At 32.2% G+C, this 26,215-nt stretch carries 22 protein-coding genes and 1 riboswitch; of the genes, 5 read left to right on the top strand and 17 right to left on the bottom strand.

Annotated features, from left to right (window positions below):
• Positions 1 to 69: 69 nt before the first annotated feature.
• The 3 genes from BAOM_RS24885 to BAOM_RS06580 all read right to left on the bottom strand — a co-directional run bounded on the left by BAOM_RS24885 (position 70) and on the right by BAOM_RS06580 (position 2,199).
• Positions 70 to 291, bottom strand: a complete 222-nt coding sequence (locus BAOM_RS24885; RefSeq protein WP_257467671.1) for an aspartyl-phosphate phosphatase Spo0E family protein — start codon at positions 289 to 291, stop codon at positions 70 to 72.
• 134 nt (positions 292 to 425) lie between these two features.
• Positions 426 to 611, bottom strand: a complete 186-nt coding sequence (locus BAOM_RS06585) for a Fur-regulated basic protein FbpA (RefSeq protein ID WP_127759594.1) — start codon at positions 609 to 611, stop codon at positions 426 to 428.
• A 132-nt stretch (positions 612 to 743) separates the two neighbouring features.
• Positions 744 to 848, bottom strand: a riboswitch (SAM riboswitch).
• 139 nt (positions 849 to 987) lie between these two features.
• Positions 988 to 2,199 (bottom strand): MFS transporter, encoded by a 1,212-nt coding sequence (locus BAOM_RS06580; RefSeq protein ID WP_127759593.1) that lies wholly within the window; start codon positions 2,197 to 2,199, stop codon positions 988 to 990.
• A 379-nt stretch (positions 2,200 to 2,578) separates the two neighbouring features.
• Here BAOM_RS06580 and BAOM_RS06575 point away from each other — a divergent pair, with 379 nt between their 5' ends.
• The 3 genes from BAOM_RS06575 (at position 2,579) to BAOM_RS06565 (ending at position 6,149) form a co-directional block, all read left to right on the top strand.
• Entirely contained in the window at positions 2,579 to 4,066 is a 1,488-nt protein-coding gene (locus BAOM_RS06575) for an aldehyde dehydrogenase family protein (protein ID WP_127759592.1), read from the top strand.
• Positions 4,067 to 4,229: 163 nt separating this feature from the next.
• Positions 4,230 to 4,790 (top strand): FAD-dependent oxidoreductase, encoded by a 561-nt coding sequence (locus BAOM_RS06570; RefSeq protein ID WP_127759591.1) that lies wholly within the window; start codon positions 4,230 to 4,232, stop codon positions 4,788 to 4,790.
• 126 nt (positions 4,791 to 4,916) lie between these two features.
• Positions 4,917 to 6,149: an aminopeptidase gene (locus tag BAOM_RS06565; protein WP_127759590.1), complete on the top strand. Its 1,233-nt coding sequence runs from the start codon at positions 4,917 to 4,919 to the stop codon at positions 6,147 to 6,149.
• A 60-nt stretch (positions 6,150 to 6,209) separates the two neighbouring features.
• Here BAOM_RS06565 and BAOM_RS06560 read toward each other — a convergent pair whose 3' ends face one another.
• Positions 6,210 to 7,340, bottom strand: coding sequence for a site-specific integrase (locus BAOM_RS06560; RefSeq protein WP_127759589.1), 1,131 nt, complete (start codon positions 7,338 to 7,340; stop codon positions 6,210 to 6,212).
• Between the two features lie 524 nt (positions 7,341 to 7,864).
• Entirely contained in the window at positions 7,865 to 8,815 is a 951-nt protein-coding gene (locus tag BAOM_RS06555; RefSeq protein ID WP_127759588.1) for a protein NO VEIN domain-containing protein, read from the bottom strand.
• A 210-nt stretch (positions 8,816 to 9,025) separates the two neighbouring features.
• Here BAOM_RS06555 and BAOM_RS06550 point away from each other — a divergent pair, with 210 nt between their 5' ends.
• Positions 9,026 to 9,238: a hypothetical protein gene (locus BAOM_RS06550; RefSeq protein ID WP_127759587.1), complete on the top strand. Its 213-nt coding sequence runs from the start codon at positions 9,026 to 9,028 to the stop codon at positions 9,236 to 9,238.
• Positions 9,239 to 9,867: 629 nt separating this feature from the next.
• Here BAOM_RS06550 and BAOM_RS06545 read toward each other — a convergent pair.
• The 10 genes from BAOM_RS06545 to BAOM_RS06500 all read right to left on the bottom strand — a co-directional run bounded on the left by BAOM_RS06545 (position 9,868) and on the right by BAOM_RS06500 (position 22,535).
• Positions 9,868 to 10,857: a GIY-YIG nuclease family protein gene (locus BAOM_RS06545; protein WP_127759586.1), complete on the bottom strand. Its 990-nt coding sequence runs from the start codon at positions 10,855 to 10,857 to the stop codon at positions 9,868 to 9,870.
• A gap of 45 nt (positions 10,858 to 10,902) precedes the next feature.
• Positions 10,903 to 11,493 (bottom strand): recombinase family protein, encoded by a 591-nt coding sequence (locus BAOM_RS06540; RefSeq protein ID WP_127762469.1) that lies wholly within the window; start codon positions 11,491 to 11,493, stop codon positions 10,903 to 10,905.
• 158 nt (positions 11,494 to 11,651) lie between these two features.
• Positions 11,652 to 12,494: a nuclease-related domain-containing protein gene (locus BAOM_RS06535; protein WP_127759585.1), complete on the bottom strand. Its 843-nt coding sequence runs from the start codon at positions 12,492 to 12,494 to the stop codon at positions 11,652 to 11,654.
• Positions 12,495 to 12,743: 249 nt separating this feature from the next.
• Entirely contained in the window at positions 12,744 to 13,610 is an 867-nt protein-coding gene (locus BAOM_RS06530) for a hypothetical protein (protein ID WP_127759584.1), read from the bottom strand.
• A 157-nt stretch (positions 13,611 to 13,767) separates the two neighbouring features.
• Positions 13,768 to 14,679, bottom strand: coding sequence for a hypothetical protein (locus tag BAOM_RS06525; RefSeq protein ID WP_127759583.1), 912 nt, complete (start codon positions 14,677 to 14,679; stop codon positions 13,768 to 13,770).
• Positions 14,680 to 14,737: 58 nt separating this feature from the next.
• Positions 14,738 to 15,613, bottom strand: coding sequence for an HNH endonuclease (locus BAOM_RS06520; RefSeq protein WP_257467670.1), 876 nt, complete (start codon positions 15,611 to 15,613; stop codon positions 14,738 to 14,740).
• A 254-nt stretch (positions 15,614 to 15,867) separates the two neighbouring features.
• Complete coding sequence (locus BAOM_RS06515) at positions 15,868 to 17,118, bottom strand: HNH endonuclease (RefSeq protein WP_127759582.1); 1,251 nt, start codon at positions 17,116 to 17,118, stop codon at positions 15,868 to 15,870.
• A 561-nt stretch (positions 17,119 to 17,679) separates the two neighbouring features.
• Positions 17,680 to 18,777 carry a mediator of RNA polymerase II transcription subunit 21 gene (locus tag BAOM_RS06510; RefSeq protein WP_127759581.1) on the bottom strand — a complete coding sequence of 366 codons (1,098 nt, stop codon included), beginning with the start codon at positions 18,775 to 18,777 and terminating at the stop codon, positions 17,680 to 17,682.
• Between the two features lie 1,026 nt (positions 18,778 to 19,803).
• Complete coding sequence (locus BAOM_RS06505) at positions 19,804 to 21,120, bottom strand: YopA family protein (protein ID WP_127759580.1); 1,317 nt, start codon at positions 21,118 to 21,120, stop codon at positions 19,804 to 19,806.
• Positions 21,121 to 21,353: 233 nt separating this feature from the next.
• Positions 21,354 to 22,535: a mitofilin family membrane protein gene (locus BAOM_RS06500; protein WP_127759579.1), complete on the bottom strand. Its 1,182-nt coding sequence runs from the start codon at positions 22,533 to 22,535 to the stop codon at positions 21,354 to 21,356.
• A gap of 395 nt (positions 22,536 to 22,930) precedes the next feature.
• On the opposite strand from BAOM_RS06500, the gene BAOM_RS06495 reads away from it, so the two are divergent.
• Positions 22,931 to 24,094, top strand: coding sequence for an endonuclease NucS domain-containing protein (locus BAOM_RS06495; protein WP_127759578.1), 1,164 nt, complete (start codon positions 22,931 to 22,933; stop codon positions 24,092 to 24,094).
• A 254-nt stretch (positions 24,095 to 24,348) separates the two neighbouring features.
• On the opposite strand, the gene BAOM_RS06490 is transcribed toward BAOM_RS06495, so the two are convergent.
• Complete coding sequence (locus BAOM_RS06490; protein WP_127759577.1) at positions 24,349 to 25,044, bottom strand: hypothetical protein; 696 nt, start codon at positions 25,042 to 25,044, stop codon at positions 24,349 to 24,351.
• Positions 25,045 to 25,274: 230 nt separating this feature from the next.
• Complete coding sequence (locus BAOM_RS06485; RefSeq protein ID WP_127759576.1) at positions 25,275 to 26,024, bottom strand: hypothetical protein; 750 nt, start codon at positions 26,022 to 26,024, stop codon at positions 25,275 to 25,277.
• Between the last annotated feature and the right edge of the window lie 191 nt (positions 26,025 to 26,215).

Here is a 26,215-nt window from a genome sequence, read left to right as displayed (position 1 = left end):
TATTGCTCATTTTTTAGCAATAGCTTTCTTGAATTTTTTCAAATATCTGTTTGAAAAGGAAGTGTGTAACTATTTGTCTCTAGTTGCAGCCGCATTTAAAAGAGAATCGAGCTCTTGACTTGCTTGAACCGCCAGCTGACTTGTAAAACCAAAATCTATAGCTAATCTAATCATTTCTTGTCTTTTTTCCTCAATTTTTTCATTAATTAGTTCAGCATATAGTTTCTTCATCGTCCATTTCCCACTTTTCAATATATTTACAAAAATATCATAATAGATAATTAGTCCCAAATCAATCTAATTTATCCCTTCTAATTGTGATAAATTTGTAAACATCCTCAAATATGAATACATTTCTTGAATATTTTGTGACAATCCGAACATAACTTCCAATTTTCATGTTTATGTAAACAAATCAATCTTCACTATGTCATCCATGAGGAAGAGGAGTGTTGATCGGGTTTATTAACAACAAGCTTATATTCATCTTCTAATACTTTTAATGGAACATCATATAAATGCCGCTCGTCTTTTGTTTTGTATACACCTTTTGCTAATAATTTATCAATTAACAGCGCTTTTCTCTCTTCAATCTTTTTAAATAATTCCATATGTATAACCCCTTTCTATTCTGTTTATGTGATACCTGAACCTCTTATATCATTCCATATTCCAGCTACATTCAGCGCATATTTAAAAAGCCTCTTCTTATCCAAGAAGAGGCTACTGTATTCATTCGACTCTTCTTATCTTCCAAGCATCTGCTTGTTGGATGTGGCACAGTTCCTATAACAGGTCTGTTGCCGAGGCTTCAAAGGGCCAAATCCCTCCACCTCTCTGGATAAGAATTAAAAAGTAATATGAAAGTATATAAATACTATATGATTAGTAAATAAATGTCAATATCAACATAGGAAATCGTTTGCTCAACTATGCTAGCATAACCTAAATGAAAAAAGAGTGCAAGTGCACCCCTTTCTCAAATTTCTATTCTAATACTGTATTTTTTGTTTCTTTACCAAAAGCCACCGCGATGGCACCGATTAGTATGGCAACGGTAAAAATCGTAAAAATTGCGCTAATCGATGTATTGGCAGCTACTAAGTACCCGACTAATAACGGCCCTAAAATTCCTCCGATACGTCCAATAGCCGCTGCCATCCCTGCTCCTGTTCCCCGAATCACTGTTGGGTATTGCTCTGGAGTATAAGCGTATAAAGCCCCCCATGCACCTAAGTTAAAGAAAGAAAGAAGAATTCCTGATGTAATTAACAACGGCAGCTCTTCAGCTGTTCCAAAGAAATAAGCGCTCACTGCTGTACCAATTAAATAAGTAATTAACACAAATTTACGACCCATTTTTTCAATAAACCAAGCAGCTGTAAAATAACCTGGAAGCTGTGCAAGCGTCATAATTAACACATATTCAAAGCTTTTAATTAAGCTGAACCCTTTCATCAGCATCACACTTGGTAACCATAGAAACATGCCGTAGTAAGAGAATACAACACAGAACCAAAGCACCCATAAAATAAGAGTTTGTTTGGAATACTCTTTCGCCCACACTTTTTTCATATTTTGAAGCATCGATTGTTTTTCCTTCGGCTTCAACTCTTCATACTTCGGTGAGTCTGGTAAACTAAAACGTAGGTATACCGCATAAAAAGCTGGTAACGCACTTAAGATTAAAGCAATTCTCCAGCCGTATGTCGGAATGATAAAATAAGAAATAAGAGCCGATAAAATCCAACCTAACGCCCAAAAACTTTCTAATAAGACAACGACTCGTCCACGTTTGCTCGGTGCTACACTTTCACTTACAAGTGTAGATGCGACAGGAAGCTCTCCTCCCAGCCCCATGCCGATGAAAAAGCGTAAAATTAAAAATAAACTAATCGTCCCTACTAATGCTGATAACCCGCTTCCGATAGAAAAAAGTAAAAGCGTAATAATTAAAATATTTTTACGGCCTACTTTATCCGCCATTGCTCCAAACAGTAAAGCCCCAACAGCCATCCCAATCGATTGCGTACTTCCAATCCATCCAGCTTGCACATCAGTCAGGTTCCATCCTTCTTCCATTTTCAAAGCCGCAATAATAAAGGAGAGCATCCCCACATCGAGAGCATCAAACATCCAGGCTGCCCCAGCAATCCCTAACAGCTTGCGATCTGCTATCCGTTTTGTTTTTTTATCCATGATAATTCCTCCTGATGAACTTCCGTAACACTTAAAAAATTCCTACTATATATATTTTTATCCCATTTCTATTTTATCTATTATTTTTGTTCACGACTATAGTAAATACAACTGTCATGACAAAAATATAGACATTTTTTAAAATCTATCCTAGAATGCTGATGATTTTTGACTTTTTTCGCGCCAAACTGCAGTTTGGCACACCTTTCAAAGAGAAATTTCCACCTATAAAAAAATATTAAAATTAACACTATTTAACATTTGAGTATAATCATTACATTTGTTAAGATGTATTAGTGAGTATCGTAAATGCTCTCACCTATTTATCCCTCACCATGATTTGCACAATACCATTTTATGTATATTTTAGGAGGTATTTATGTCAAATCTTACTTTGCAAGTTAGTGAAAAGCTTCAAAAGTTTTTACAAGGACCAAAAAAGCTGTATATTAATGGACAATTCGTTGAAAGTGTCTCTAAGAAAACATTTTCCACTCCAAATCCAGCAACAGGTAAAAAACTTGTTGAAGTATATGAAGGTGATAAAGAGGATATCAATTTAGCCGTCAAGGCAGCTCGTAAAGCATTTGATGAAGGCCCATGGTCAAGATTAAGTGCAGCAGAGCGCAGTCGTTTAATGTACAAGCTCGCTGACTTAATGGAAGAAAACAAAACAGAGCTTGCTCAACTTGAAACATTAGATAACGGTAAACCAATTAGAGAAACAACTAATGCAGATATTCCATTAGCGATTGAACATATTCGATATTATGCAGGCTGGTCAACGAAAATCGTTGGACAAACTATCCCTGTAAGCGGCAACTATTTTAACTATACAAGACATGAAGCCGTTGGCGTTGTCGGGCAAATCATCCCATGGAACTTCCCGCTCTTAATGGCCATGTGGAAGCTTGGGGCCGCCCTTGCCACCGGCTGTACAATTGTTCTAAAACCAGCAGAGCAAACGCCTCTGTCTGCTCTCTACCTTGCTGAATTAATTTCTGAAGCAGGATTCCCAGACGGGGTTATCAACATCATTCCTGGCTTTGGAGAAACAGCAGGCCAATCTTTAGTCGATCACCCTGAAGTAGATAAAATTGCCTTCACTGGCTCAACAGAAGTCGGCAAACGCATCATGCGTTCTGCTTCCTATTCACTAAAACGTGTGACGCTTGAACTTGGTGGAAAATCACCAAACATCATCCTGCCTGATGCTGATTTCTCTAAAGCGATTCCTGGCGCGTTAAACGGTGTTATGTTTAACCAAGGACAAGTTTGTTGCGCCGGCTCTCGGGTCTTTATTCAAAAGAAGCATTACGATAACGTTGTAGCTGACATGGCAAGTCATGCTAAATCCATTAAGCAAGGAGCAGGCCTTGACCCAAATACTCAAATTGGACCGCTTGTTTCCGAAGAACAACAAAAGCGCGTACTTGGTTATATTGCTAAAGGGATTACAGAAGGTGCGGAAGTGCTAGCTGGCGGAGCTCCTCCTAGCGAAGAAGGTTACTTTGTTGCACCTACTATTTTTGCTAACGTCGAAGATAACATGACGATTGCGAAAGAGGAAATCTTCGGTCCTGTTATTTCAGCTTTACCATATGAGGACTTAGATGATGTCATCAAACGAGCAAATGCAAGTGAATATGGCCTTGCTGCTGGTGTTTGGACAAGCGACATTGCCAATGCTCATTATATTGCTAACAAGCTGCGTGCTGGTACGGTTTGGGTCAACTGCTACAATGCATTTGATGCCGCTTCTCCATTTGGCGGATACAAACAATCCGGTATCGGCCGTGAAATGGGCTCCTATGCTCTAAACAACTACACAGAAGTGAAGAGCGTTTGGATTAATTTAAATAGGTAATGTCAAAGAAAGGGGGCTATTCCATAAGTGCGAATAGCCCCTTTCCTTTAACCAATTCATATTGAATACTCACTATTTTCATGCAATACAGTCTCAATCATTAGCGTCCTTCCTCCCTCATTTGTTAGAATAAAAACGAGTATAAAAAAGGAGGTTTTTTCCTATGTATGAAATAGCAATTATTGGAGCTGGAGCGGCTGGAGGCAGTGCTGCCATCTTTACCGCGAAAGCAGGAAAACAAACAGTTATTCTAGACAGCAGCCAAAGCGGCACAAAAAGAGCTTGGTTGGATAACCATTACGGTACAGCTGGAATTGCTGGACCTGATTTATTAGCAACAGGTCTAGCCCAAGCGAAAAAATTTGGTGCAGAGCTAATTGAAACAAAAGTAACGGGAATTAATAAAACGACTGAAGGATTTCAAATCCAAACAGAAAACGGATCTGTTGAAGCGAAACAAATCATTTTAGCAACAGGCGGGCTAACAAGCTTAGCTGAAGAAGCAGGTATCACAACAAAAGCTGGTACAGAGCCAAGATCAAAGAAAGTGTTTGATGTAGATGCTTCTGGAAAAACAAACGTAGAAGGCATTTGGGCTGCCGGAGCATGTGCAGGAACAAGCGCACATACGATTGTGACGGCTGGAGACGGTGCAAGAGTCGCAATCAACTTGATTAGCGAAATAAACGGAGAACGTTATGTTGATCACGATGTATTAAAATAAGAATGAAAAACAACAAACTGCAGGTCCAGTTTGTTGTTTTTCATTTTTTACGGATGCTATAAGTTTCTTTTTTCTTTCTCTATTAGTACAATATAAGTTGTAGATTTTGGAAAAGGAGGAATCATAATGAGTGATTTCCAAGCAAATTTAGAAAAATATGCAGAGCTAGCTGTAAAAGTCGGTGTTAACATCCAACAAGGACAAACGCTTGTTGTCAATACGACATTAGAAGGCGCAGAGCTCGTACGTTTAATTGTCAAAAAGGCTTATGAAGCTGGCGCATATAATGTAATTGTCAATTGGAACGACGACACTGTGAATCGCACAAAATATGAATTAGCACCAGATGAAGTCTTTCATGAATACCCTGAATGGCGTGCAAAAGAAACCATTGAACTAGCTGAAAAAGGGGCAGCCTTTCTATCGGTGATTTCCTCCAGTCCTGATTTATTAAAAGGCGTAGATCCAAAGCGAATTGCAAACTTCCAAAAAGCATCAGGTACCGCTTTAAAACCGTGGCGCCAAGCAATGCAATCCGATAAAGTAAGCTGGTCCATTGTAGCCGTTCCGTCCCAAAGCTGGGCAGACAAAGTATTCCCTGAAGAACCGGCTGAAAACCGTGTACATAAACTATGGGAGGCTATCTTTAAAGCGGTTCGTGTCGATACAGAAAACCCTGTTGAAGCATGGAAAACACACGATGACACCTTGCATGAAAAAGTAGATTATTTGAATGACAAGCACTACAAAAAACTTCATTACACAGCTCCAGGAACCGACTTAACAATTGAGCTTCCTGAAAAACATCTATGGTGCGGCGCCGGCAGCATCAACCAGCACGGACATCATTTTATGGCCAACATGCCGACAGAAGAAGTGTTTACGGTCCCATTAAAAACAGGTGTTAACGGAACAGTAAAAAGCACAAAACCACTTAGCTATGGCGGAAATATTATCAATAACTTCTCTGTTACGTTTAAAGATGGACGCATTATCGAGGTACAAGCAGAAGAAGGCGAAGAAATTTTAAAACAATTAGTGGAGACAGACGAAGGCTCTCATTACTTAGGAGAAGTCGCACTCGTGCCATTCAACTCCCCTATTTCACAATCTAATGTGTTATTCTTTAACACACTGTTTGACGAAAATGCATCCAATCACTTAGCTATCGGCAGTGCATATGCCTTCTGTCTTGAAGGTGGAAAAGATATGACACCGGAACAGCTAGCTGAACATGGCCTAAACGAAAGCTTAACTCACGTTGACTTCATGATTGGCTCTGACAAAATGAACATCGACGGCATTCTAGCTGACGGAACTGCTGAACCTGTCTTCCGTAATGGAGATTGGGCGTTTTAATTAAAACGTTGATATAGAGGCGTTTGGAACGTCTACAGCCTCGAGTGGTCACAGAAATGGTCACATTTCTTTAGCTTTGAACAAATTATCAAGTTCATCAGCTACGTGCTTCTGCATACTTGGAAGCACGTGGCTATATTTATCTAATGTAATTTGGATTGAGGTATGTCCAACCCGCTCCGAGATGACCTTTACATTCACATTTTGTTTGATTAACATGGTTACATGTGTATGTCTTAAATCATGAAAACGGATTGTAGGTAACCCTAGCTTTATAGCCTGAGCTTTAAGCCGTTTGGAAAGAGTAGCTGAGTCGAGCGGATTACCATAACGTGTACAAACAACTAAATCATAATCGTTGAAGTTTTGACCTTGCTTCAACTTATGTCCTACAACAATGATTCTCTCCTTTTTCAGTTGTTCTATTAACACGTCAGGGATATGAATTGAACGGACACCAGCACTTGTTTTAGCACCGACTTTGACCTGCTTTGCGTTGATATCATATATTTGTCTGATATAAATGATTTTTTGTTCAAAATCAATATCCTTCCAACGCAAACCTAATATTTCACCTTTCCTCATCCCTGTTAATAGAGCGATTAGATAGACTGTATAAAATCGATGTTTCTTTGAATGTTGCATAAAATGTTCGACCTGTTCCGTCTCCCAAGCAGTCATTTCATTATCGCTTCGCTTTGGCAATGTAACATTTAAAACTGGATTTTCTTTTACAAGTTTTAAACTCACAGTCTTTTTAAAAATCACCTTTAACATATCAATGATTTTCTTTATCGTATTAGGACTTAAAACCGTTTCTTCAACCAAATCATAAATAAATCTTTGGACTATCAAAGGCTCAATTTTTTGTATTCTAAAATGACCTAGTCTTGGATTGATATGACACTTAAAAAAACTAATATAGTTTTGATAGGTACTAACCGCTACATTCAATTTCATTTCCTTTAACCAGTCTTGAATAAAAGCACCTAATGTAATTTTATCTGGTTCAATATAATTCCCCAACCTAACATCATTTAGAAATTCACTAAGAGCATGCTCCGCTTCCTTCTTAGTATTGAAGCCTCTTTTCTTTTTTTGTGTTCGTTTCCCTGTTAATTGGTCAATACCCATATCGATTACATAAAAATACTTACCTGTTTTCTTATCTTTCTTGATACTACCTTTCACTGTTAAGAACCTCCTAGTTTCCTAACAGAAAATAAGTCCCTTAAATATATTGTATCAAATACTCATCAACAATAAATAAATTGCGACTATATTAAAGTTCTACACAAACAAAAATATTAAAACTCAAAAAGGAAACGCTCGTATATAAGCATTTCCTTTTAAAATTTATTGAGGAACATGATTTTGAGTCGTGTCGATTCCTAAATGTTCATAAACCCTTATTATATCAATGTTTTGAAACATAATAATCAATATGAAATATGTTGTTGTCCATACAATTATTAAACACCTTTAATTAGAAAAATACCCCAATAAATAAATTTGTCAATTGTTAAAGTACAACTCTTTAAAACAAGAAAGACACCCTTTGTAAGTACATACAATACCTTGTTTTAAATTTAAGTATTCATTATAAAATAAAGTTCTCATTAAAAGTTTTCTATAATGTTTACTCTTTTCTCCAAATTCTTTTGTAAAATATCTAAATAATTTCCTTATGCTATAATATTTTCTTTATACCATCTTTATTTAAGAAATACTTTATATGATATAGGTACGATTCCCCAATCATTTGAATTTATTTTTTTATATGGATTTTGTATGAATTGGATTTTTGGGTTTTTACTTAAACAATTAGTGACAAAATATATATAAAATCTTTCCCCTAATTTTTCTGAGGTCTGTAACTCATTATTCGTAATAATAAATTCACTAAACTTACTAGTAGTTGTTCCTTTTACCTCAATATATATTTCTATCCCTTCATGATTCTGGCAACATATATCATAACCTGGTTTTTCACCTTCACTTGCAACCCACCTAATGTTACTCATATTTTCTTTCCTTAGATATTTTAATACTACTTCCTCTGCTCTGTCTCCTATTTTCTTAGCATTATTTGAGTATCGGTTACCCTTTGTATCTTTTTTGCGTGTATTATTTACATCCTTATTATTTATTGCTTTTTCCTCTAATAAATTATGGGCTAGTTCTGGATTTACAGACTCCAAGTTCGGTAAACTCTCTTCATTAATAATCACTTCAACATCTTTATTAAATGAACACTTAATATCAAAGCTAGCTAGTTGAACTATTTTTATATATGTATTTTCTGTTATTTCTCTAACGCCATCTCTCCAATGATTACTTCTAGTAACTTCTTCAAGATAATTATTATTGTTGTCCTTAAACTCTATAGGCCCTATAAAAGGTATATAATCCTCTATTTCCGCAAAATACTGATTTTTATTATCTTCATCTGGAAAAATATCACCTATCTGAGCTATTCCAAAATAATGCGGTTTTTTTGATAATCGCTTAGATAGATATTTTTTATCAGTCATCGTTCCTTTGTAATATATTACTTTTGTGCCTGTTTTCAGCTTATTTTTATACCTAGCTGGAAAATGATACAATATTCCTGTTTGGTCATCCCATTTTGATTCATCATTTTCAGTTATTACCGCGTAATTCATATTATTTCCTCCAAATTAGATGATCATATTATTGTAACAATTTCATATTAATTTTAGAAGATTGTAACAATAATACTAAGCATGCTCCAGGTGTAATACTCAGAAAGGACTATTAAAGAAATACTTAGGTAAAGTATTTCAATATGAAGGATATTCCTTTTTTTAAAAAAATGATAAAATTAACTAAGTATTTAAAAAGGAGACATTATAATGACTAAAGAAAGAATCGAAGAATTAGCCATGGAAGTAGTTACAGAAGCTTTACCAGATTTAGAAAGCAACAATCAATCTTATTTCTATGGCATAGTTAAAAAATTGTCCAATACTATAATAGATGATTATGCACTTGACGTACTTCGAACAGAGGAGCATGTTAAAGCTTTAATGAGGATAGATTTAGAGGAGTTGCAAAAGTCTTTATAATATCTCCGTCTATTATTCTTTCTAAAATTATTTCTAGTTTCTAATAGTAATCCGAGCACATTATCAAAACGCTTCAAAAATGATTTAATGTATTTGATAAATAAAAAAAGATAGTCATTTTCAGATACTTTCTAACTCATCCGCTATCATCTATGCAAATATTTTTATATGGATAGCGGATGCGAACCTTTTAATGAAGTTTGTTTCTATACAACAAAAACACCATTCTATAGTGAATGGTACGAGTTCAAATTTATAAAATTTTATGCCAAATGAAAAAGACTAATTTCGGATTATCGATAAAAACCTAGCTATGTTTAGCGATACGGTCTGTACGATACATAGAACTTTTATAAAAACATGATTAAATCAACATTTATTGATTTTTTCTTCCTATTATAAATGTGGTTGTATTGCTTACTTCATACATTGCGATTATTATTAGTTCAAGCTTTGTATGAAGTAACTTAATTATATCATAACCCTTATAACAATTGTTATAATAATCCAATTTCCAACTTAGAATACGGAAACAGATGTGCATACACTCTATTTACTTTTACAATTGACACAAACGGTTATATGTAACCCCACTCTTTTTAGGTGAAAAGCCAATACCTTTCCCCTTATTACAGCTCAATCTCATGATATTTATCAAATAAATTAGCTAATACATCAGGAGACGGTTTTACATAACGAACATTAATTCTTCTCCTTTTTAAATCTTGCAACCAATTGTATGTGATTCCATGAGATTCACCTAGTTCCTTTGCCAAATCCATTAATGTCATATTTAAAATCTTAGGTTCTATTAATTTATCAATAATATATTTGATAGACCCTTCTTTAATTTCATTATCAGTCAGTTTCCCTATATCAAACCTCTTTAAAATCTCAGCTAAATTAGTTGGTTTTATGAGATTAATGTTTTGATATTTATCTTTTTTTATCCCTGAAACAACAGCAGTTGATTCTTCATAGAAATCTGCTATTTCTCGTTGATTTGTTTTTATCACGTTTTTCTCCAGTAAATTCAACACGTACTTAATGTTTCCAAATTTAATATCCCTATCTGATAATTTATCTGCATTATACTCTTCAAGAATATAATCGATATTATCAGGACATTTGGCTAATACTTTATTATATTTATTACTTGTATCAGATTCATTTAAATTGAATAAACTATTTACCAAGACTTGATATGTTTCTGATTCAAGTGCTATTGCTTCTTGGGACATTTTTATTAATCCTGCGTTAACTAATAAGATTAGATATTTAATCTGTGAAATCGCTTCAATATCAACTCCTGCAATATTTCCGCTTAACTTATTGGTTAGAATCATACCATCTTCTTTATATTTATTAATTAATTCTTTTTCAAATTGCAAAGCTTCTTCCTCTGATAATCCATCTTTAACAATACGATATCCAAAGCCTACTACCTTTTTAAAGTGTTCGCACTTCATATTTCGTATTCCTGTTGACACCCTCTTACCAATACCTTTACCAATATAATAAACATCACCCTTATTAATGTCGAAGCTTTCTCCATTAAACTGAGTAACTCCATCATGCAGGGCATAGTATTCATAAACATAGTAATTTTTATCTTCCATATTTACCATAACTCCCGATATAATTTATTATACTTTTCCATTTCATTAATCTATATTTCTCATTTCTTTGACTGACCTATAAAGAGTAGCCCTGCTTATCCTAGTTATATCTGCGATTTCATTAACTGTCAGCTTATTTGTGTTTCTATTATTAAATAACTCCATTGCATGTTGTAATCCTTTATTCTTCTCTGTGTACTTCTTAGGTCTTCCTTTATAAACACCTCTTTGTTTGGCTTCTTCAATACCTTCCAATTTTCTTTCTTTAATCATGTCTGCTTCAAATTCGGCTATACCAGATAGGACAGTAATCATTAACTTACCAATCGCTGTCCCTGTATCAATCTTATCTCCACCCATGTTCAAGACAATAAGGGAAACACCTAAACTATTTAAATATTCAATGGTGTTTAGAGCATCCTTTGTGCTTCTAGCAAACCTGTCTAACTTCGTAACAACAATGGTATCACCTTCACGGACTGTTTCAAGGAGTAAGTTAAATTGCCCCCTGTTTTCTTTCTTTCTTCCACTGACCTTCTCTTTAAAGATGGTGTCACACCCCGCTTCTTGTAGTTGTTTAATTTGAGCAGTTAAATTTTGACCTGCTGACGAAACACGTCCATAACCATATTTTATATCAATCCCACCCTTATTTTTTGATACATGTATACGATACATCCATAACCTAAGTATACCAATCATCTCAAAACGTATCAATAGAGTGTACTCAAATGATACAATCATAAGCCTATCCCAAACACATTCACAAATTAAAAGAAAAACCTCATCTATTTTTAGCGATGAAGTTTCTGATGTTCATAACAATAGATATTTCCTTTAAACTGCTCCTTATTTGATAAACAGAAGAACTTAACCTTTTCTGATACCACTTTTCCACAAATCCTACAGGTTGCTACTTTAGTTTGACCTCCATTAGAGGTTTCAATATTTATCTTCCCTTTTAATAACTCAACATGTTTTTTCCTTATACCTTCGTCTGTTATGTTATTTTTCTCTAGTGCATTATACATATGTAAAATATCATCATCTGAAAATGTCAGTGATTGCTTCTGTAGCTTTAAGACATTGAGCTTCCTTGTTATGTATTCCGATAATTCCGTATCATACACAATCAAATCATTAGATTGTATTTTTCTTAGTTCCTCATTGACTTTAAATGTGCATCTTTTAGTAAAAGACACCATTGAAACAAATTGTGACATTTCAACCGTTTTAAGAACTGACTGCAAAGCTTGTATGTGACCATAATTCTGATTAAATGGATTCATCATTGGAAATTTCCCATTAATGCTCCACTTTGCTCTACTTCTATCACCATATATAGTTCCAGTGTAATTTTTAGTCTCCACAACAAAAATCGCATAAGGAGTAAAGATGACGTGGTCAATCTGGGAATAACCAGACTTAGCATGAGTATTAGGAATTAATACATCACTAAGATATTTAATATTATTAGGTAGTTGGTCAAGCTGTATATTTATTTTATATTCACCCAGTTCACCAATTCTTGCAGGAGTGATATTAGATTTTTTCTTTATGATTTCATTATTCGAAGCAACTGAGACCTGTTCCGTTGAATTTTCTTTTAAAAAATTTTTAAGAATTTTTGATAGCATTAGAGATGCCTTCTCTCTTTTATGTATAGACAATTATTCTATTCTTTTGCAAAGTCTAAAATAGTACACATTTCTAATATAATGTTTATAGAAAACTATGATAAGTACAAACTCATCGGGGCTGTCCAATAAGTTGATTTTCCAGCTATTGGATGCCCCTTTTCATGTTTAAGAATGTAGCTATATCAACATTCTTAATTTTCGAAATTCAATGGATTTGCCCTTTTCGGACAGCACCAGCTTAAGTTATTATATCTTCATACCTTTATAAGATGAACTCTTCATAAACTCTTCAGGATTTTCCTGAATCTTTGCTATTAATTTATCTTTTTCAGATTGACTCATCTTTTGACGCCCCTCTTCAAACTTTCTTAATGTAAAGTTTATATCTTCGTCTAAGAGGCTATTTTTAATCAGTTGTGTAGAGTGAATTTTTCCACCTTTTAAATTCACTTTAGTATTCTTCCATCTTCCTTTATCAGCATTCTTAATAATTGTTACTATAAGAATACCATCTAGAATATGAAAAACATGTAATGCTCCGTCTTTGCTACCAACTAAGTGCCCTGTGATACAGTTAGAGAAAAGATTATAAGGAATATTTCTACCGTTAAAATCATTAGATTCACACAAAAAGAAAATATGATTTTCAATGTTTCCAGCTTTTTTAGCTTTTCCTAATAAAAATTTTCTCATATTACTTTCTGCATCAAGTAGTGCCTGGAAACTACTCTCTGGAAATCCGTTTCCAATAAATACTTCTTTAGATTTTGTATCTTCATACAAGGAACGCCAGCTAACAGAGGTAATGAAATAATACAACCATTCCTGATACTCTACATCATCTAATGCCCGTTCTGAATTTCTATACGGTAAAAGTATTTTTTGGTTAAATAAATTTTCCCTCTTGCTAAAGCGTTGCTCACATTCACCACAAAGCATATATTCTTTATGAATATCTTGTACAGCTCTATCAGGCTCATAAGCATTACGTAATTTTTTAGTGTATGATTTCTTCTTAACTGCCCTAGATACAAACTTAGGAATAATATGACTCGCTTTCAATTCAGCTTCTTTTTTACATAAAGCACAAATGCCAAATTTTTCTCCTTTCATAATTATCACCTCCTTTAAAAGCTCTATTTTCACTTTTACACTTTCATAAAAGATTCCTGTCTAGTCAAATTATACTATATAAATCTATTTTTTTCTTTTCTACTAAAATATTCGTTTCCATAATAAAAACCTTGCTTTAATCAACTCAGCAAGGTTTTCATAGAATCTCATTGTTATTTTTATTATCTGTTATCTCATCCTTTAATTTATCCCATGCTTCTTGTGGAGTAATAGGAAGATTTAAGGAATGATGCACTTGTTCACATTGATACATAAATAACTCTTTTATTTTTTCACTATCTATGGGATGCTTGCTAGTTCGTATGAAATTAACACGCTTTAATATAGCAGGTGCAACAAAAGTATTACCTTTGTCTTTAGGATTGAACGGCATAAAATTAGCCCTTACTTCAAATTCATATCGACCATTTATTTTTCCAGCATTATTCGGACCGTTCACATCAATGTATAATACTTCCAAATACATTATAAAAGCTAATTCATACTTTTTTAACTTATATAAATGTTCTGCCATACTTAAAGTAGTATTTCTATATAAACCCCATTGTTGATTATTATAATGTTCAATTCTTTTATTTATCATTAAATGCCAATTAATATCACTTTCACTTGGCTCGTTTCCCCAAGCTCGATACAGTTCTTGTTTCATCTGCTCGTATTGTTTTCTTTCTTTCATCATGTCATTATAAGTACCATTAATCTTTGCCCAAGTAATATCAATCTTATCAGCTTTTTCTTCTGTTACTAAAACTCGTATTTTATCCTTTTCATCAATATAAGGTAACGTTCTAACATACATATCATTTTTACATGAAAGGCATTTCCTTTTACGAGAAGGAGGCTTTTCTAATTGATGCTGACAATAAGGACATTTAGCTTCCTCTAACCGTAAAATCCCCTCTTCAAGATTAATTTTGTTTTGATTAAATACTTGTTTATTCATAGTAGGAGTTTGAGTAGATACTTTAATCATATCTCCATTTTTACTTGCAGAGTGGCTGTTACTATCAGAAGTAAATACAGCTTTTAGTTTTTGAAAAAAACCCATATTCCCTCTCCTCTCATTTAATACTCTACTATATTTTAAAGTTTTTATAATTGAATACTCATATTATCCAATGCTTTTTTGAAAGCTTTTTAATATCTTCTTCTAACTCTAATTGATGAATTTTTCTGTGGCAGTTCGGACAGAGTGCCACTACATTATCAATAGTATCACTTCCACCTTTGGATAAGTAATGAATATGATGAACTTCTAAAAATGGATTTCCCTGTTTATCCAAAAATGGTGCTTCTTTGTCACATAACTGACAAACCCCATTTGCTACCCGTTTTGCAAACTCTTTAATGTATACGCTCCTATTAAAAACAGATATTTGTGCTATCTTCCGAGTATTCTTCCCTGTCGCCTGCTGTTCTAGCAAGGTCTGCTTCAATTGTTTTAACGAGATACTCTCAAAATATTGAATTTTCATTTTACAAAATTGTTCATAAATTTCAGTAAATCGATTATCTTTATCAGACCTTCTAGTTTTTTTCCATTCTATCTGTTCAATCTTTATACTATCGAGAGAATCAAATCTATTAACCCACCTTTCCGACACTTCTACACCATATTCTTTTGCTTCATTCTGTATGTTTGTTGCTTCCTCTTTGGATTTACACAGCATAATTTGATGTCTGAATATAATACCTATATCTTCTTTTCTTGTTCTTCTTTTGTCTCTATTGGGCAGAATCATGTTCTTTAAGGTAACACAATCTTCATAATCCTCGATAAAGTGTATTAAGACCTCAGTATAAAATTTTTTAGGTACTTTTAACTTAAGTTCTTCTAATTTATTTTTAAACTCTTTTATTTGGTCGTAATCTTCAAGGAAGTATACCATCAGATTCAATTCATCTAGCGAAGTTTTTTTCTTTTCTTTTTTCATTAGTTCTAAGTACAAGAAAATTTCAGATAAATCCATCGTAATATTCAAAACCCAACCTCCTAAATCATACTTTTATACCAATTATATCAAAATGTTTTATAACATTGTGATTATTGCCAACCCCAAGTATCACTAATTACACTAGCTTTTGTTAGCAAACATTTCTTTTCCATTCCTATTACTACAACTCATAAAAACTTGCGTTGACATGAGCAAATGCTTTATCTTTATTTGCCCACGCCCACTAAAATAAAACTGCTTTCTCTAATTGAGAATGCAGTTTTATTTAATGAATCATATAATTAATGGTACATTTCGATTAACTGTTCAAACTCTAAACTAATGTTACATTTGTTTAACCTGCCACTTCTTTTTGAATATAACTCTCGAATTATTGGCTCTATTTCTTTTGTTGTGGCATGATGTACTGTTTTATGACAAAGAGGACATAATGAAATAATATTAGCTTCAACATCTAAACTATTCTCAAATCGTTCTTGGAACTCTATAGGAATTAAATGATGAGCTTCAACATAATTTTCTCCTGTTGTGGATGATTTAAAAAACAAATGTGAATTATCATATTCACACTTATATTCGGCAAACACTATAGCCTTTTTAGACACAAGAGCATTTCTTTTCCATTTATTTTTTTGTGTTATTCCCTGGGTGCCTTTTATTATTTCTTTAGGCTCATCCACTACTCTCTCTGAACCATCCGTATTTATATACTCAATTTGTTTTTGAAAAAATTCCTCATCTGTATCCCCATCAAGTACATATCTAATATTTTTCCTTAATAAGAGTTGATATAATAATTCATATTGTTTTACATCTAATTTTTGTAAAGATTGATTAAACCCTTTGAATTGAGTCCAAATATTTCTCATTTCCTCAGGAGTAATAGGGCTAAAAACAGCTATAGATGAAGGAGTAAAATAATACGCTCCTCTGTATCCCCCTTCATTACCTTCTGTATACATTATCTTTTCTTCAAGAATAGCAGAAGCAATAACATGCCCTTTATATTGAAATAAAACTAGTGTTCCAGACTCCGCATTCATTCCTTTTTTAAAATTATATTCTCTATTAGGTAGTTCATTTACAAACCATTCTTGTAAACTTTCTATAGTTTGCTCTGCAAACTCTGGGTCAGTTTCTGACATTGGTAGCAGTCTAATAGCAGGCACAGTTGCTGTAGAGGTAGTAACCATACCCTCTTCTACTATTTCATTTTTAATTTCAAATCCATATTCTTTTAATCTATCTAATACAGCCTGTCTTTCTTCTTCACTAAAAAGTGATTGATATGCTTCCTCAAGAACTAATGCTTCCACTGTTAAATCTAATCTCCCCAATAGCAATAAGCTTGTAAATCCATCAGAGGGACTGTTGCTACTAATGAACTTCTTAGCAACATTTAGTCCACCTTGATTAGCAACCATTTGCTTAAACCTTGAAGCATTATAACCTATCTTTCTTGCGTTCTCATAAATATTTAACATATCCTTATGAAATTGAATTTCTAACTGTCTTTGATTGGCAGTTGCCATGCTGATACCTCCATTTAAAACTGGATATTAAATGATTTCTCCTTATTTAAAATAGTAACAATTACCTATTAAAAATAATAGGTATTTTATAACAAAAAAAGATTATATTTTAATCGCAAGAACTAGGGCAAACATAAAAAGCACCATTCTAGATTGAATGGTGCAAACACATTATAAGATTTCAGGTAAATCGAAAATACTAAATAGCCAAGTCCTCATTGCTGAGAACATGTGGTTGTATTAAGTGATACGGTCTGTACGTGACATAGAATTTCATCAAAAACATGATTAAATCAACGTTTATCATTTTTTCTTCCTATTATATATAAGTGTATTGCTTAGTTCGTACATAGCTATTATGAATACTTTAAACTATGTACGAATTAATTCAATTATATTATAACCAAGAATGAGTTAATAAAGTTTATTAATCAAATTAGATTGCAGGAGCAAGAGTGCTATTACACACTTCATTGTACTGGTTGATATTTTTGATGGATTCGCCCCCCTTTTTATTTGCTCCCAAGCAGAAACAGGTACATAAAAGTAGAACTTTTAGGCTTATTTTCTCGGATTCCAGTAGTATGGTAGTCTAAACGATTTTGATACTCCATCTCCAGAAGCTAAGAAATTAATCTCAATGTCTGTATACAATAATAAAGATACGTTATTCGACGGGAAAATTACTTCTGCTTCATTTTCATTAATCAGAATCTCTGGTTGTGGCTTATAAATTTCATCTGGGAAAAATAAATTAGGTAGAGCCTTTACCGTCTTAATTATATCGAAATTTTCCTCTGAATTTTCAAAAGCAACATTATTTGTATCAATTTGTAGATTATGTTTATCTTTAATTATCCTATTGATTAGAACCTTAAGATGATGACAAATAAAGTAAAAGTTCACCAAATGGAACTTCAAATCTCTATTTAACGAAAAGGCAGTTTCTTGATTTCTGAACTGCTTGTGTATTTCCCTATCTGGTCCTAAACTTCCTTTTGAATCCACACCTTCAACATAATAACCTCCTATTTGACCAAGCTCAGTTTTAAACAAAATACTATTCAACCTAGCATGGTTGTGTTTTATTTTATTTACAATTGGTGCAAGTATATCTCTGTATTCTTTTAATTTATTCTTGTAATCAATAATTAATCTCTTCTCAACGCTTTCCATCCACTTATCAGCAAAACGAATATCTTTTTTAACTGAGTTTGCAGGATAGAAACATTTTAGAATATGGTATGTATCGTCAATAAATGACATCAAAGAATCAAGTAATTCTTTAACTGAATCTAATGTTTTCTTGTTTTCCGTAGCTTTTTGTTTTGATATTTGCTTAAGTTCCTCTTTAAGTTCTTCAATTCTTTTCTCAACAAACTGTTTTTCTTCATTTACTACACTCGGTAATTTTCCCTGTAGTTTTTCAATATCATCATTTTTTTCTCTTATCTCATCATTGAAATCTTTCCTTGTATCTATGGAATTAAATACACCTTTAAAACCAGACATTACCCTATTAAAAGAAATATTGTATATACCTAAAGGATGACGCAAACCATGCTCTTGGTGATACAAAATATTATCTGGTAAATTTTTTAGTAATGCATACAAATCTGTATTTAAATTATCATTCATTATTTTAATTTTTTTCTTCATTTATTCTATACCCTTTCAAAAGATTATCCATTCTAAGCTGTCTTTGATAATTACAGTTCATATATATTCCCCCTTCAACTATACTAAGTAAATTTTACCATAACATAGGTATATTGGATTGTTATTTATAACTTATCTCTGAAGTCCTAAACGAAAATACAAGAATTGCAAAATAAAAGGATAGCAAAAATATTCTTAATTAACCTAAATATTGATAAAAGCATATCGGGATTTTCTTTATTTTGATTATCAATCACCCTATAATGTATCAATAAGGTGCACTCAAATGATACATCTAATGAAAGATACATAACAATCTACCTTAATAAACGGAAAAAAGGACTGTTTTTTCACAGTCCCAGAAGCATACCTATACAAACACTTTTGTTCTACAATTTCTAAATACTCTATGTAAATCTACAGATAAATAGCATTCTCTATTAATTATAGGGAATGTTATTTTAAACAATTGATATTTGTTGTTTTCAACATCTCATATTCAGGATTTTAATTTCTATTTGCTATCACCAAATGTTATAGGACATTCATCTATAATCCACTTGAATATTGCTGAACCCTGACCAAAATTCTTTTCTACCTGTTCTAATACTTCTTTTTTCTTTAAACAGTAGTGAAGGAGTTTTGCACGTCAAGAAGGCTTCTCACTTGGACTTAATTTAAAAAAGTTAAATGTGTCATCCTCAGAACAATGTAACCTCCATGTACCTATACCATCTTCTATATACAACTCAAGTGTAAAGTATGCATGGTTAAAGTCCTTTTGTCCTTTATTTTTAAACATCCCTTCAACACGAATTAAATAAGGTTTTGAATAAAAATATTCTTGGTTTTGTTTTGTTATACGGTTGTTTTATAAACAAAAATTTATGTTTTATTTTTCATCTCAACTAATTCTACTAAAGTATGCACTTCCATAAAACTCCCCCTTCACTAACTCTATAGCTCAAATTTTACAGTATAGAACATTAGCTGAAGATGAAAATATTTGCTTTTACATTAACCATTTTAACAATAGAACCAAGGAACTCTTCTATCCCTCTCCTTTGGATTTTCAGCTATCAAATTAGTATATATACCATTATAATCTATAATTCTTAACATGCTTAGTTCCAAATAATTTATACCTAAATTCAATACTCCAACCATTTTGTTAATATCTTTTAAAAATGTATCATTCTTTTTCTTTTTCGGATGAACTATATTATTTCTGCACTCTGTAAATAAGTATGTTCCATCCTCATATTTCTTGTCCAATCCTTGCATAATATTATTAGGTGTTTTTCTTGGAATCTCGAGTTCATATAAAAACATTCTTAGTTTATCCGACGCTCTTAATTTATTATTAAAAATATTCCCATCCATTATTTCTTTTTCTTCCACAATATAAGTCCAAGCAAGCGTCTCAAGGGCAATTTGTATTGACACAATTTTATTTTCAACTATTATGGAACTCCTACTATCTAAATACCATGATAAGACAACAGGTAATACATCTCCCCACAATTCATCATTTAACTTTTCTACCAGATTAGGGAATACGTCTTCTAAAGCATCATTTGTAGGATAATTCTTAGGATACCAAGTAACAACAGTAGATTTATTGCTGTCAACCCAAGGTCTCAAATATTTTTCTAATACTTTCTTTGTTCCTTGGTAACCACACAATGAACATACACCTACACGTTGACCATTCGCAAAAGACATTAGCCATTCCACAGCTTCAATTAATTTCATACCATCTTCTTCACTAAAATCCAATCCGTCATTACGTAATATTTGTGCATGGTGTGTAATAGAATAACCCCCTATTTGCTTTAGTTCATCAAATATCTCTTTATAATTATGAACCTTATCAATTATTATTCTATAACCCATGTAAGAAAAATTTATTCTACCTGCATACCTATGAGTTTCTGACTTTATCCATTCTCCAAAATTGTCAAAACCATTGATTAAAGTAAATTCTAGAACATTCATCTTTCTTTTGTCATCTTTCAAAGAAAAACCTCTTGTAAATATCCCTGATACCTCTATAGCCATAATATCTGTTTTTGTAAACAATACTTCCTCTTCTATATCATCTTTTAATTTGAATTTTACCTTTTCATTAAAGTTTATTCGTGTTCTCTCTTGGAACACTGCATCAAACTTTATATAAGGTCTCGGTAACCATTCAATATATATCTTACAATGACTTTTCACTTCTCTATCTTCAAAACGAAAAATTGCTTTACCTTCATAAAGATTAATTCTTTCATTAACACTATTCATATTAATTACAGACACAAGGCTATTTGATAAATTCAATTCATCTTCTATCAATGCACAACGCCCTTTCTAAACCGCTTATAATATTATATCTTTATAAACCATTCTCTTAAATGAGTGTTTAGTTATTAACCAATACCAATTATTAAGAAGATTTTCATCTCCTTCACACGGAGCATATTTTTAACTATTGTACGTGGCTACTACACTTCTAAAATAGAGTAGTTAAAACCTTATCCTTAAGGATGAGGTTTTGTAAGGTTTCGGTAAGTTTATATAACCATTTCTTATTCTTTCTCAACTGATACAAGTAAAGTTCCTACACTGCCTTCACCATGTTCGTATTCAGCTAAGTAAGTAATACCATTATGAGAATAAGAAAGGCTTTTTTCGTATAATATTACTCCGTCACCAAGTCCTAGATACTCTAAAGCAATTTGTTTTCTTTTTTCAAGAGTAAGGGAGGGGTCGGTAATTTTTATTAAGTTTGTAGAAGCTAATAGAACTAACCCATTTATATCCGTATTGTTTTCTACTATAGCTCCTATTACTACTGCGTACACTATTTTATCAGTATTCTCATCTGTATTTGCACTAATAAATAAAGACTTCCTAAGCTGTCCATCATGACGAATATTAAAACCACTTTGCTCTTCTTCCAAATCTCTAATAACACTTATGTTTCCGTCTACACTATTCATTGAATTGTACCAATTACTCTTAAATGTTTCCCAATCATTATCAAATATAGTTTGATTTTTTTCAGTTACTTCACTTATTTTCTCAGCTTCCTCTGCTTTCTTCTTTGCTTCCGCTTCTTTCTTGGCTTCCTCTGCTTTCTTCTTCGCTTCCGCTTCTTTCTTAGCTTCCTCTGCTTTCTTCTTCGCTTCCGCTTCTTTCTTAGCTTCTTCTGCCTTCTTCGCTTCCGCTTCTTTCTTAGCTTCCTCTGCTTTCTTCTTCGCTTCCGCTTCTTTCTTAGCTTCTTCTGCCTTCTTCGCTTCCGCTTCTTTCTTAGCTTCTTCTGCCTTCTTCGCTTCCGCTTCTTTCTTAGCTTCTTCTGCTTTCACATCTTGATTTGGCTCTTCCTTTTGAGTAGTGTTTGAAGCTGTTTGAGTTGCAGTATTGTCAGCAAATGCGATTGTAAGAATAAAACTCACAATAGTTACCGCAAAAACAATACCCGATGTCTTAAACACTTTCTTGGCTTTTCCATTTTTCATAAAAAGATAAACAATCCCAACAATCAGTAAAATAACAGTAGCAAGGAACGCTAAAATAAAAGTAGAATACCAAAAGCCATTATCACCAGATAAAATAAGGCTTCCAATGGCTACTGCAAAAACAATACCTAATAATTTAAAAATCTTGTTTGCTTTTCCGTTTTTCATAAAAAGAAACACGATTCCAATAATTAGTAAAACCAATGTGATAAGAAATGCTAAAATAGAAATACCATCCCAAAAGCTCATAATATCCTCCCTATATCTTTCTAAATGTAAATTATTGTTGTTTAAACTCCTTACTCTTTACTCCCTTGAGCTAACGGTAAAGCTATCCCTATTCTCCCTTGAATTATATTTATTTCTTTTTATTATATAAATTTTACCATTAAATCCTTTAATATAGTAAGCGATGAAAATAGAAATAATTAAAAAACACACGTTAAAAGTATGTCAATAGACAATATTTTTAGTCTTTTCACACGGTTGCAAACTGAACATGATTGGGTCTTTCATATACTACTAAAAATATTGTTTATTAAGATTTCTCAGTAACTAGCAAATACCTAAAAAACGGAATTTTATGTTAATATTATTTGCATAACTATTAAAAATAAAAAGCTCTATCCTAAGGGGGAGAGAAATTGCACATTTTATCTGAAAAAGAATTTGAGGATATTTTAGTCCTCCATCCCGAATTAATCGAAGACAACTTGACACTAATTAAACGACAAGGACAACTACAAGAAAAAAGAACCGATTTAATGTTCAAAGACAAATTAAATAACTTATTATTAGTAGAATTAAAAAGGGACAGAATTGAAGAGGAAAATATACATCAAATAATGGGGTACATTAGGCGACTAAAAGCATTAAATCACCTAAATGTTCGAGGAATGTTAATTGGACAATCTGTTCCACTCGAGATACAAGAAATTTGTAGAAAATTTAATATCGAATGGAAAGAAATTAAAAATAAACAACTCTATGACTATCTGTCAACGAATAATATAGAGATGTATAATAATATCTTTATTAAAGAGAAAATACACTTGGAAGCGAAAAAAGTTAAAACGCTAAGTTTTCAAGACTATTTAGATGAAACATCTCCATTACGTGTTCCATATTCTAGTTATCAATTTTTCCTCCCTCAAGATGCAAGTCCTGAATTAAGCAAAGATAATCATAAGAATCAGCTTATAGCAGATGAATTTATTAAGTTAATTCAATCATCTGTTTTTCATAGAACCCTTTTTAATGGTGCAATCGTGTTAAAAAGATTAGAAACTAAACCAAGGTGGGTGGAGAAGAATAAGGGAGATTGGAAAGGTTACATCTTCGATTATATTCTTCATTCAGAAGATTATTCAAAAGGAATACCATGTGAACTTTATTTAGGACAAGCTGGTTATCGTGGGAATAAACCAACTTATGCTGATGGAAGGTCACGTTTCATGGCAATAGACATTGGTAATTCTAAAAATAAAGCATCTACACAATATGGTTTCCATAAGTATTTAAGAGTTGATAACCGAGCTTTGTTACCTTTCTATGAACTAAAGTTCTCTGCTGGAGGATTACCAAAACAGTATTGGGATGAAATATATAAGCAACTTGATAAATTCAGCTACAAGATACAAGATAGTCCAAATAGTAATAAAATAAAGTGTGTTTATATTGGAGATATAAAGCTTGAAAGTGAAAATATTTTAGAGGAGATTGATAACCTTATTGAAGTGATTTTTGCAGTAACTATAGTTAAAGCTCACTACAAAAAAAACGGGTTTCCTTTCTCTATCTTCATCTAAAGTAAAAATAAGAACCAAAAATACAATTAGTTGTTCTTTGTACTGGATTAAATAGTTATTAAATTGATTTATCAATATTTCATTCCTTAATCTGTAGTCAAATTACTTGATAAAAACCGAATTGTATACAGATTCCCTTATATTGTTTCAGAAATATATGGAAGGAAAGTAAAATAAATATTTTAAATTAGGAAAGTCTCCCTACCAAACAAAAGATTCGGTAATGGAGACTCTGACTATACAATCTAAAATTGTTATCCTCTTAGACCATAATTTTCAAACAAATAGTCAGCTAGCTTACACCATTGTTCTTGATTATTTTTATCTTTTAACTCATTTTTTGAACCTGAAAAATTATTTAAATGAACATTTACCAATAAAGTAAACAAATTATTGACTACAGGCAATCTCTCATACTTTTCTTTTCCATGAACTGATGAAAGTAAAATGTAGGCATACTTAAATTCTTTTGAGACCTCTAAAGGTACAGGCTTCTTATAGTTGAAAGGTGTATATTGTAATTGACATAAATCATTTTGATAGATTGTTTTTACTTTTTCTCTAACATTCACAATCCAGTTATCTTTTGAATAGTAAGGTAAATATACGCTTTTAAAATGTTCATTTCTAGTTTGACCCTCATTCTTTTTAGGAATAAGATTACTTGGTTCATCATTTGCAATATCAATTTTCACTTCAAATAATCCTTCGATAATATGTGTTCCCTTTTTTAACACAATAATATCAGGATAAATTTGTTTAAATCTCTGATTTGCCATTTTATATGAAATTGGGTAGTCTACAATAAACTCGTAATTATCGTTTAAACATCTCTCCAAAAAAATTGCAAACTGTTCTTCAAAATCATTAGATGTAGGACTTATTCGACCCCTTGTTATACTCTTGCTAATACGTTTCTGTTGATGTTTGCTTTTAAATATTTTGTCCATTTTTAGAAATAACCTATATATATTTTTGACTATTCTAGATTTAATCTTTATCACTCCAATCCAAATATTCCAAATTATATAATTACATAATTATTAAGAACCTATTAACTAATTCAATCTAAAATCCTTTTATACGGAAACCCCAAATAAAAATGGGGTTATTTCATCATATTTCCAATTGAGTTCTAGTCCTCTTGTACACATGTACACAGTTTAATTAAGTCTATATCTTAATTCTTTTCTTTCTCTCGACTTGCTAATGGACGACCAAACACTTCATCAAATGCCACCTCAGCTTGTTCTCTTATTAACAAACTACTGTTAGGCATAGAGATAGTGATTATATACCATTCGTATTGACTGTATCTAGGTTCATCAATATTTATGCCAGAAAATCCTGTTTCTATTTGCATACAAACGTCATAAGTCGTACCATCTCTATCTAGATTATAACGCTTATTAAACATATGACTTTCTATTCTTTTTTTTACTCTACTACCATGACCTCTATATATGGCTTTATATTTATTTTTATAACTCAATTTACAAGGATTATTGTCAAATTCACAATTAGTGACTATTATGTAAAAACCATTTCCATACAATAAGCTCTCTATATCATTATGCGACTTTAATTTTGTTACTTTTATCGTTTTGACATTACTCTTTAGACTTCCTTTTGGAAAATTATCACTTTCAAATAACACAATGAATTTCTCACGAATTTTATCTTTCATTTTTTTAATAATATTATTCATTTCTGTAACAAACTCAAGCTTTATATTATTTATTATTTTATATTTAGGAAAAGTTTTTTTACAATAAGCTACTGCTTCTCTATATTCATCAAAACTAAACCATCCCCCATCTCTTTTTAGTTCATTTCTACCTTTAAATTCAGTATTACGAATATATTTCTCTTCACAATTATGAATTGTACATTTCTTTTTTCGTATATCTATATTTACCCAATAGCTCATATCCTTTTGTTCCTACCTCTCCAACTCCATAAACACCGTTCCGTTAATATCTGAAATTGTAGCTTTTGACTTTTCACAAGTCGGCTCTATTTTAATGAGTAAGCATGAACCTTAATAAAATAATTTTTATCATCATTAGAGGTGCTTGTTTTAAAGTTTTGTAAATTTACTCTTCTTTTAAAAATAGAAAA

This window comes from Peribacillus asahii (genome assembly GCF_004006295.1).
GTDB lineage: Bacteria > Bacillota > Bacilli > Bacillales > DSM-1321 > Peribacillus > Peribacillus asahii_A.
Note: the sequence above shows the minus strand (reverse complement) of the source record. Positions and strands in the feature narration are given on the sequence as shown.

What these genes read in the sequence shown, in the direction of transcription:
- BAOM_RS06585 (WP_127759594.1), bottom strand. Translation starts at nt 611, where the DNA reads ATGGAATTATTTAAAAAGATTGAAGAGAGAAAAGCGCTGTTAATTGAT.
- BAOM_RS06580 (WP_127759593.1), bottom strand. Translation starts at nt 2,199, where the DNA reads ATGGATAAAAAAACAAAACGGATAGCAGATCGCAAGCTGTTAGGGATT.
- BAOM_RS06575 (WP_127759592.1), top strand. Translation starts at nt 2,579, where the DNA reads ATGTCAAATCTTACTTTGCAAGTTAGTGAAAAGCTTCAAAAGTTTTTA.
- BAOM_RS06570 (WP_127759591.1), top strand. Translation starts at nt 4,230, where the DNA reads ATGTATGAAATAGCAATTATTGGAGCTGGAGCGGCTGGAGGCAGTGCT.
- BAOM_RS06565 (WP_127759590.1), top strand. Translation starts at nt 4,917, where the DNA reads ATGAGTGATTTCCAAGCAAATTTAGAAAAATATGCAGAGCTAGCTGTA.
- BAOM_RS06555 (WP_127759588.1), bottom strand. Translation starts at nt 8,815, where the DNA reads ATGAATTACGCGGTAATAACTGAAAATGATGAATCAAAATGGGATGAC.
- BAOM_RS06550 (WP_127759587.1), top strand. Translation starts at nt 9,026, where the DNA reads ATGACTAAAGAAAGAATCGAAGAATTAGCCATGGAAGTAGTTACAGAA.
- BAOM_RS06545 (WP_127759586.1), bottom strand. Translation starts at nt 10,857, where the DNA reads ATGGAAGATAAAAATTACTATGTTTATGAATACTATGCCCTGCATGAT.
- BAOM_RS06535 (WP_127759585.1), bottom strand. Translation starts at nt 12,494, where the DNA reads ATGCTATCAAAAATTCTTAAAAATTTTTTAAAAGAAAATTCAACGGAA.
- BAOM_RS06530 (WP_127759584.1), bottom strand. Translation starts at nt 13,610, where the DNA reads ATGAAAGGAGAAAAATTTGGCATTTGTGCTTTATGTAAAAAAGAAGCT.
- BAOM_RS06525 (WP_127759583.1), bottom strand. Translation starts at nt 14,679, where the DNA reads ATGGGTTTTTTTCAAAAACTAAAAGCTGTATTTACTTCTGATAGTAAC.
- BAOM_RS06515 (WP_127759582.1), bottom strand. Translation starts at nt 17,118, where the DNA reads ATGGCAACTGCCAATCAAAGACAGTTAGAAATTCAATTTCATAAGGAT.
- BAOM_RS06510 (WP_127759581.1), bottom strand. Translation starts at nt 18,777, where the DNA reads ATGAAGAAAAAAATTAAAATAATGAATGATAATTTAAATACAGATTTG.
- BAOM_RS06500 (WP_127759579.1), bottom strand. Translation starts at nt 22,535, where the DNA reads ATGAGCTTTTGGGATGGTATTTCTATTTTAGCATTTCTTATCACATTG.
- BAOM_RS06490 (WP_127759577.1), bottom strand. Translation starts at nt 25,044, where the DNA reads ATGGACAAAATATTTAAAAGCAAACATCAACAGAAACGTATTAGCAAG.
- BAOM_RS06485 (WP_127759576.1), bottom strand. Translation starts at nt 26,024, where the DNA reads ATGAGCTATTGGGTAAATATAGATATACGAAAAAAGAAATGTACAATT.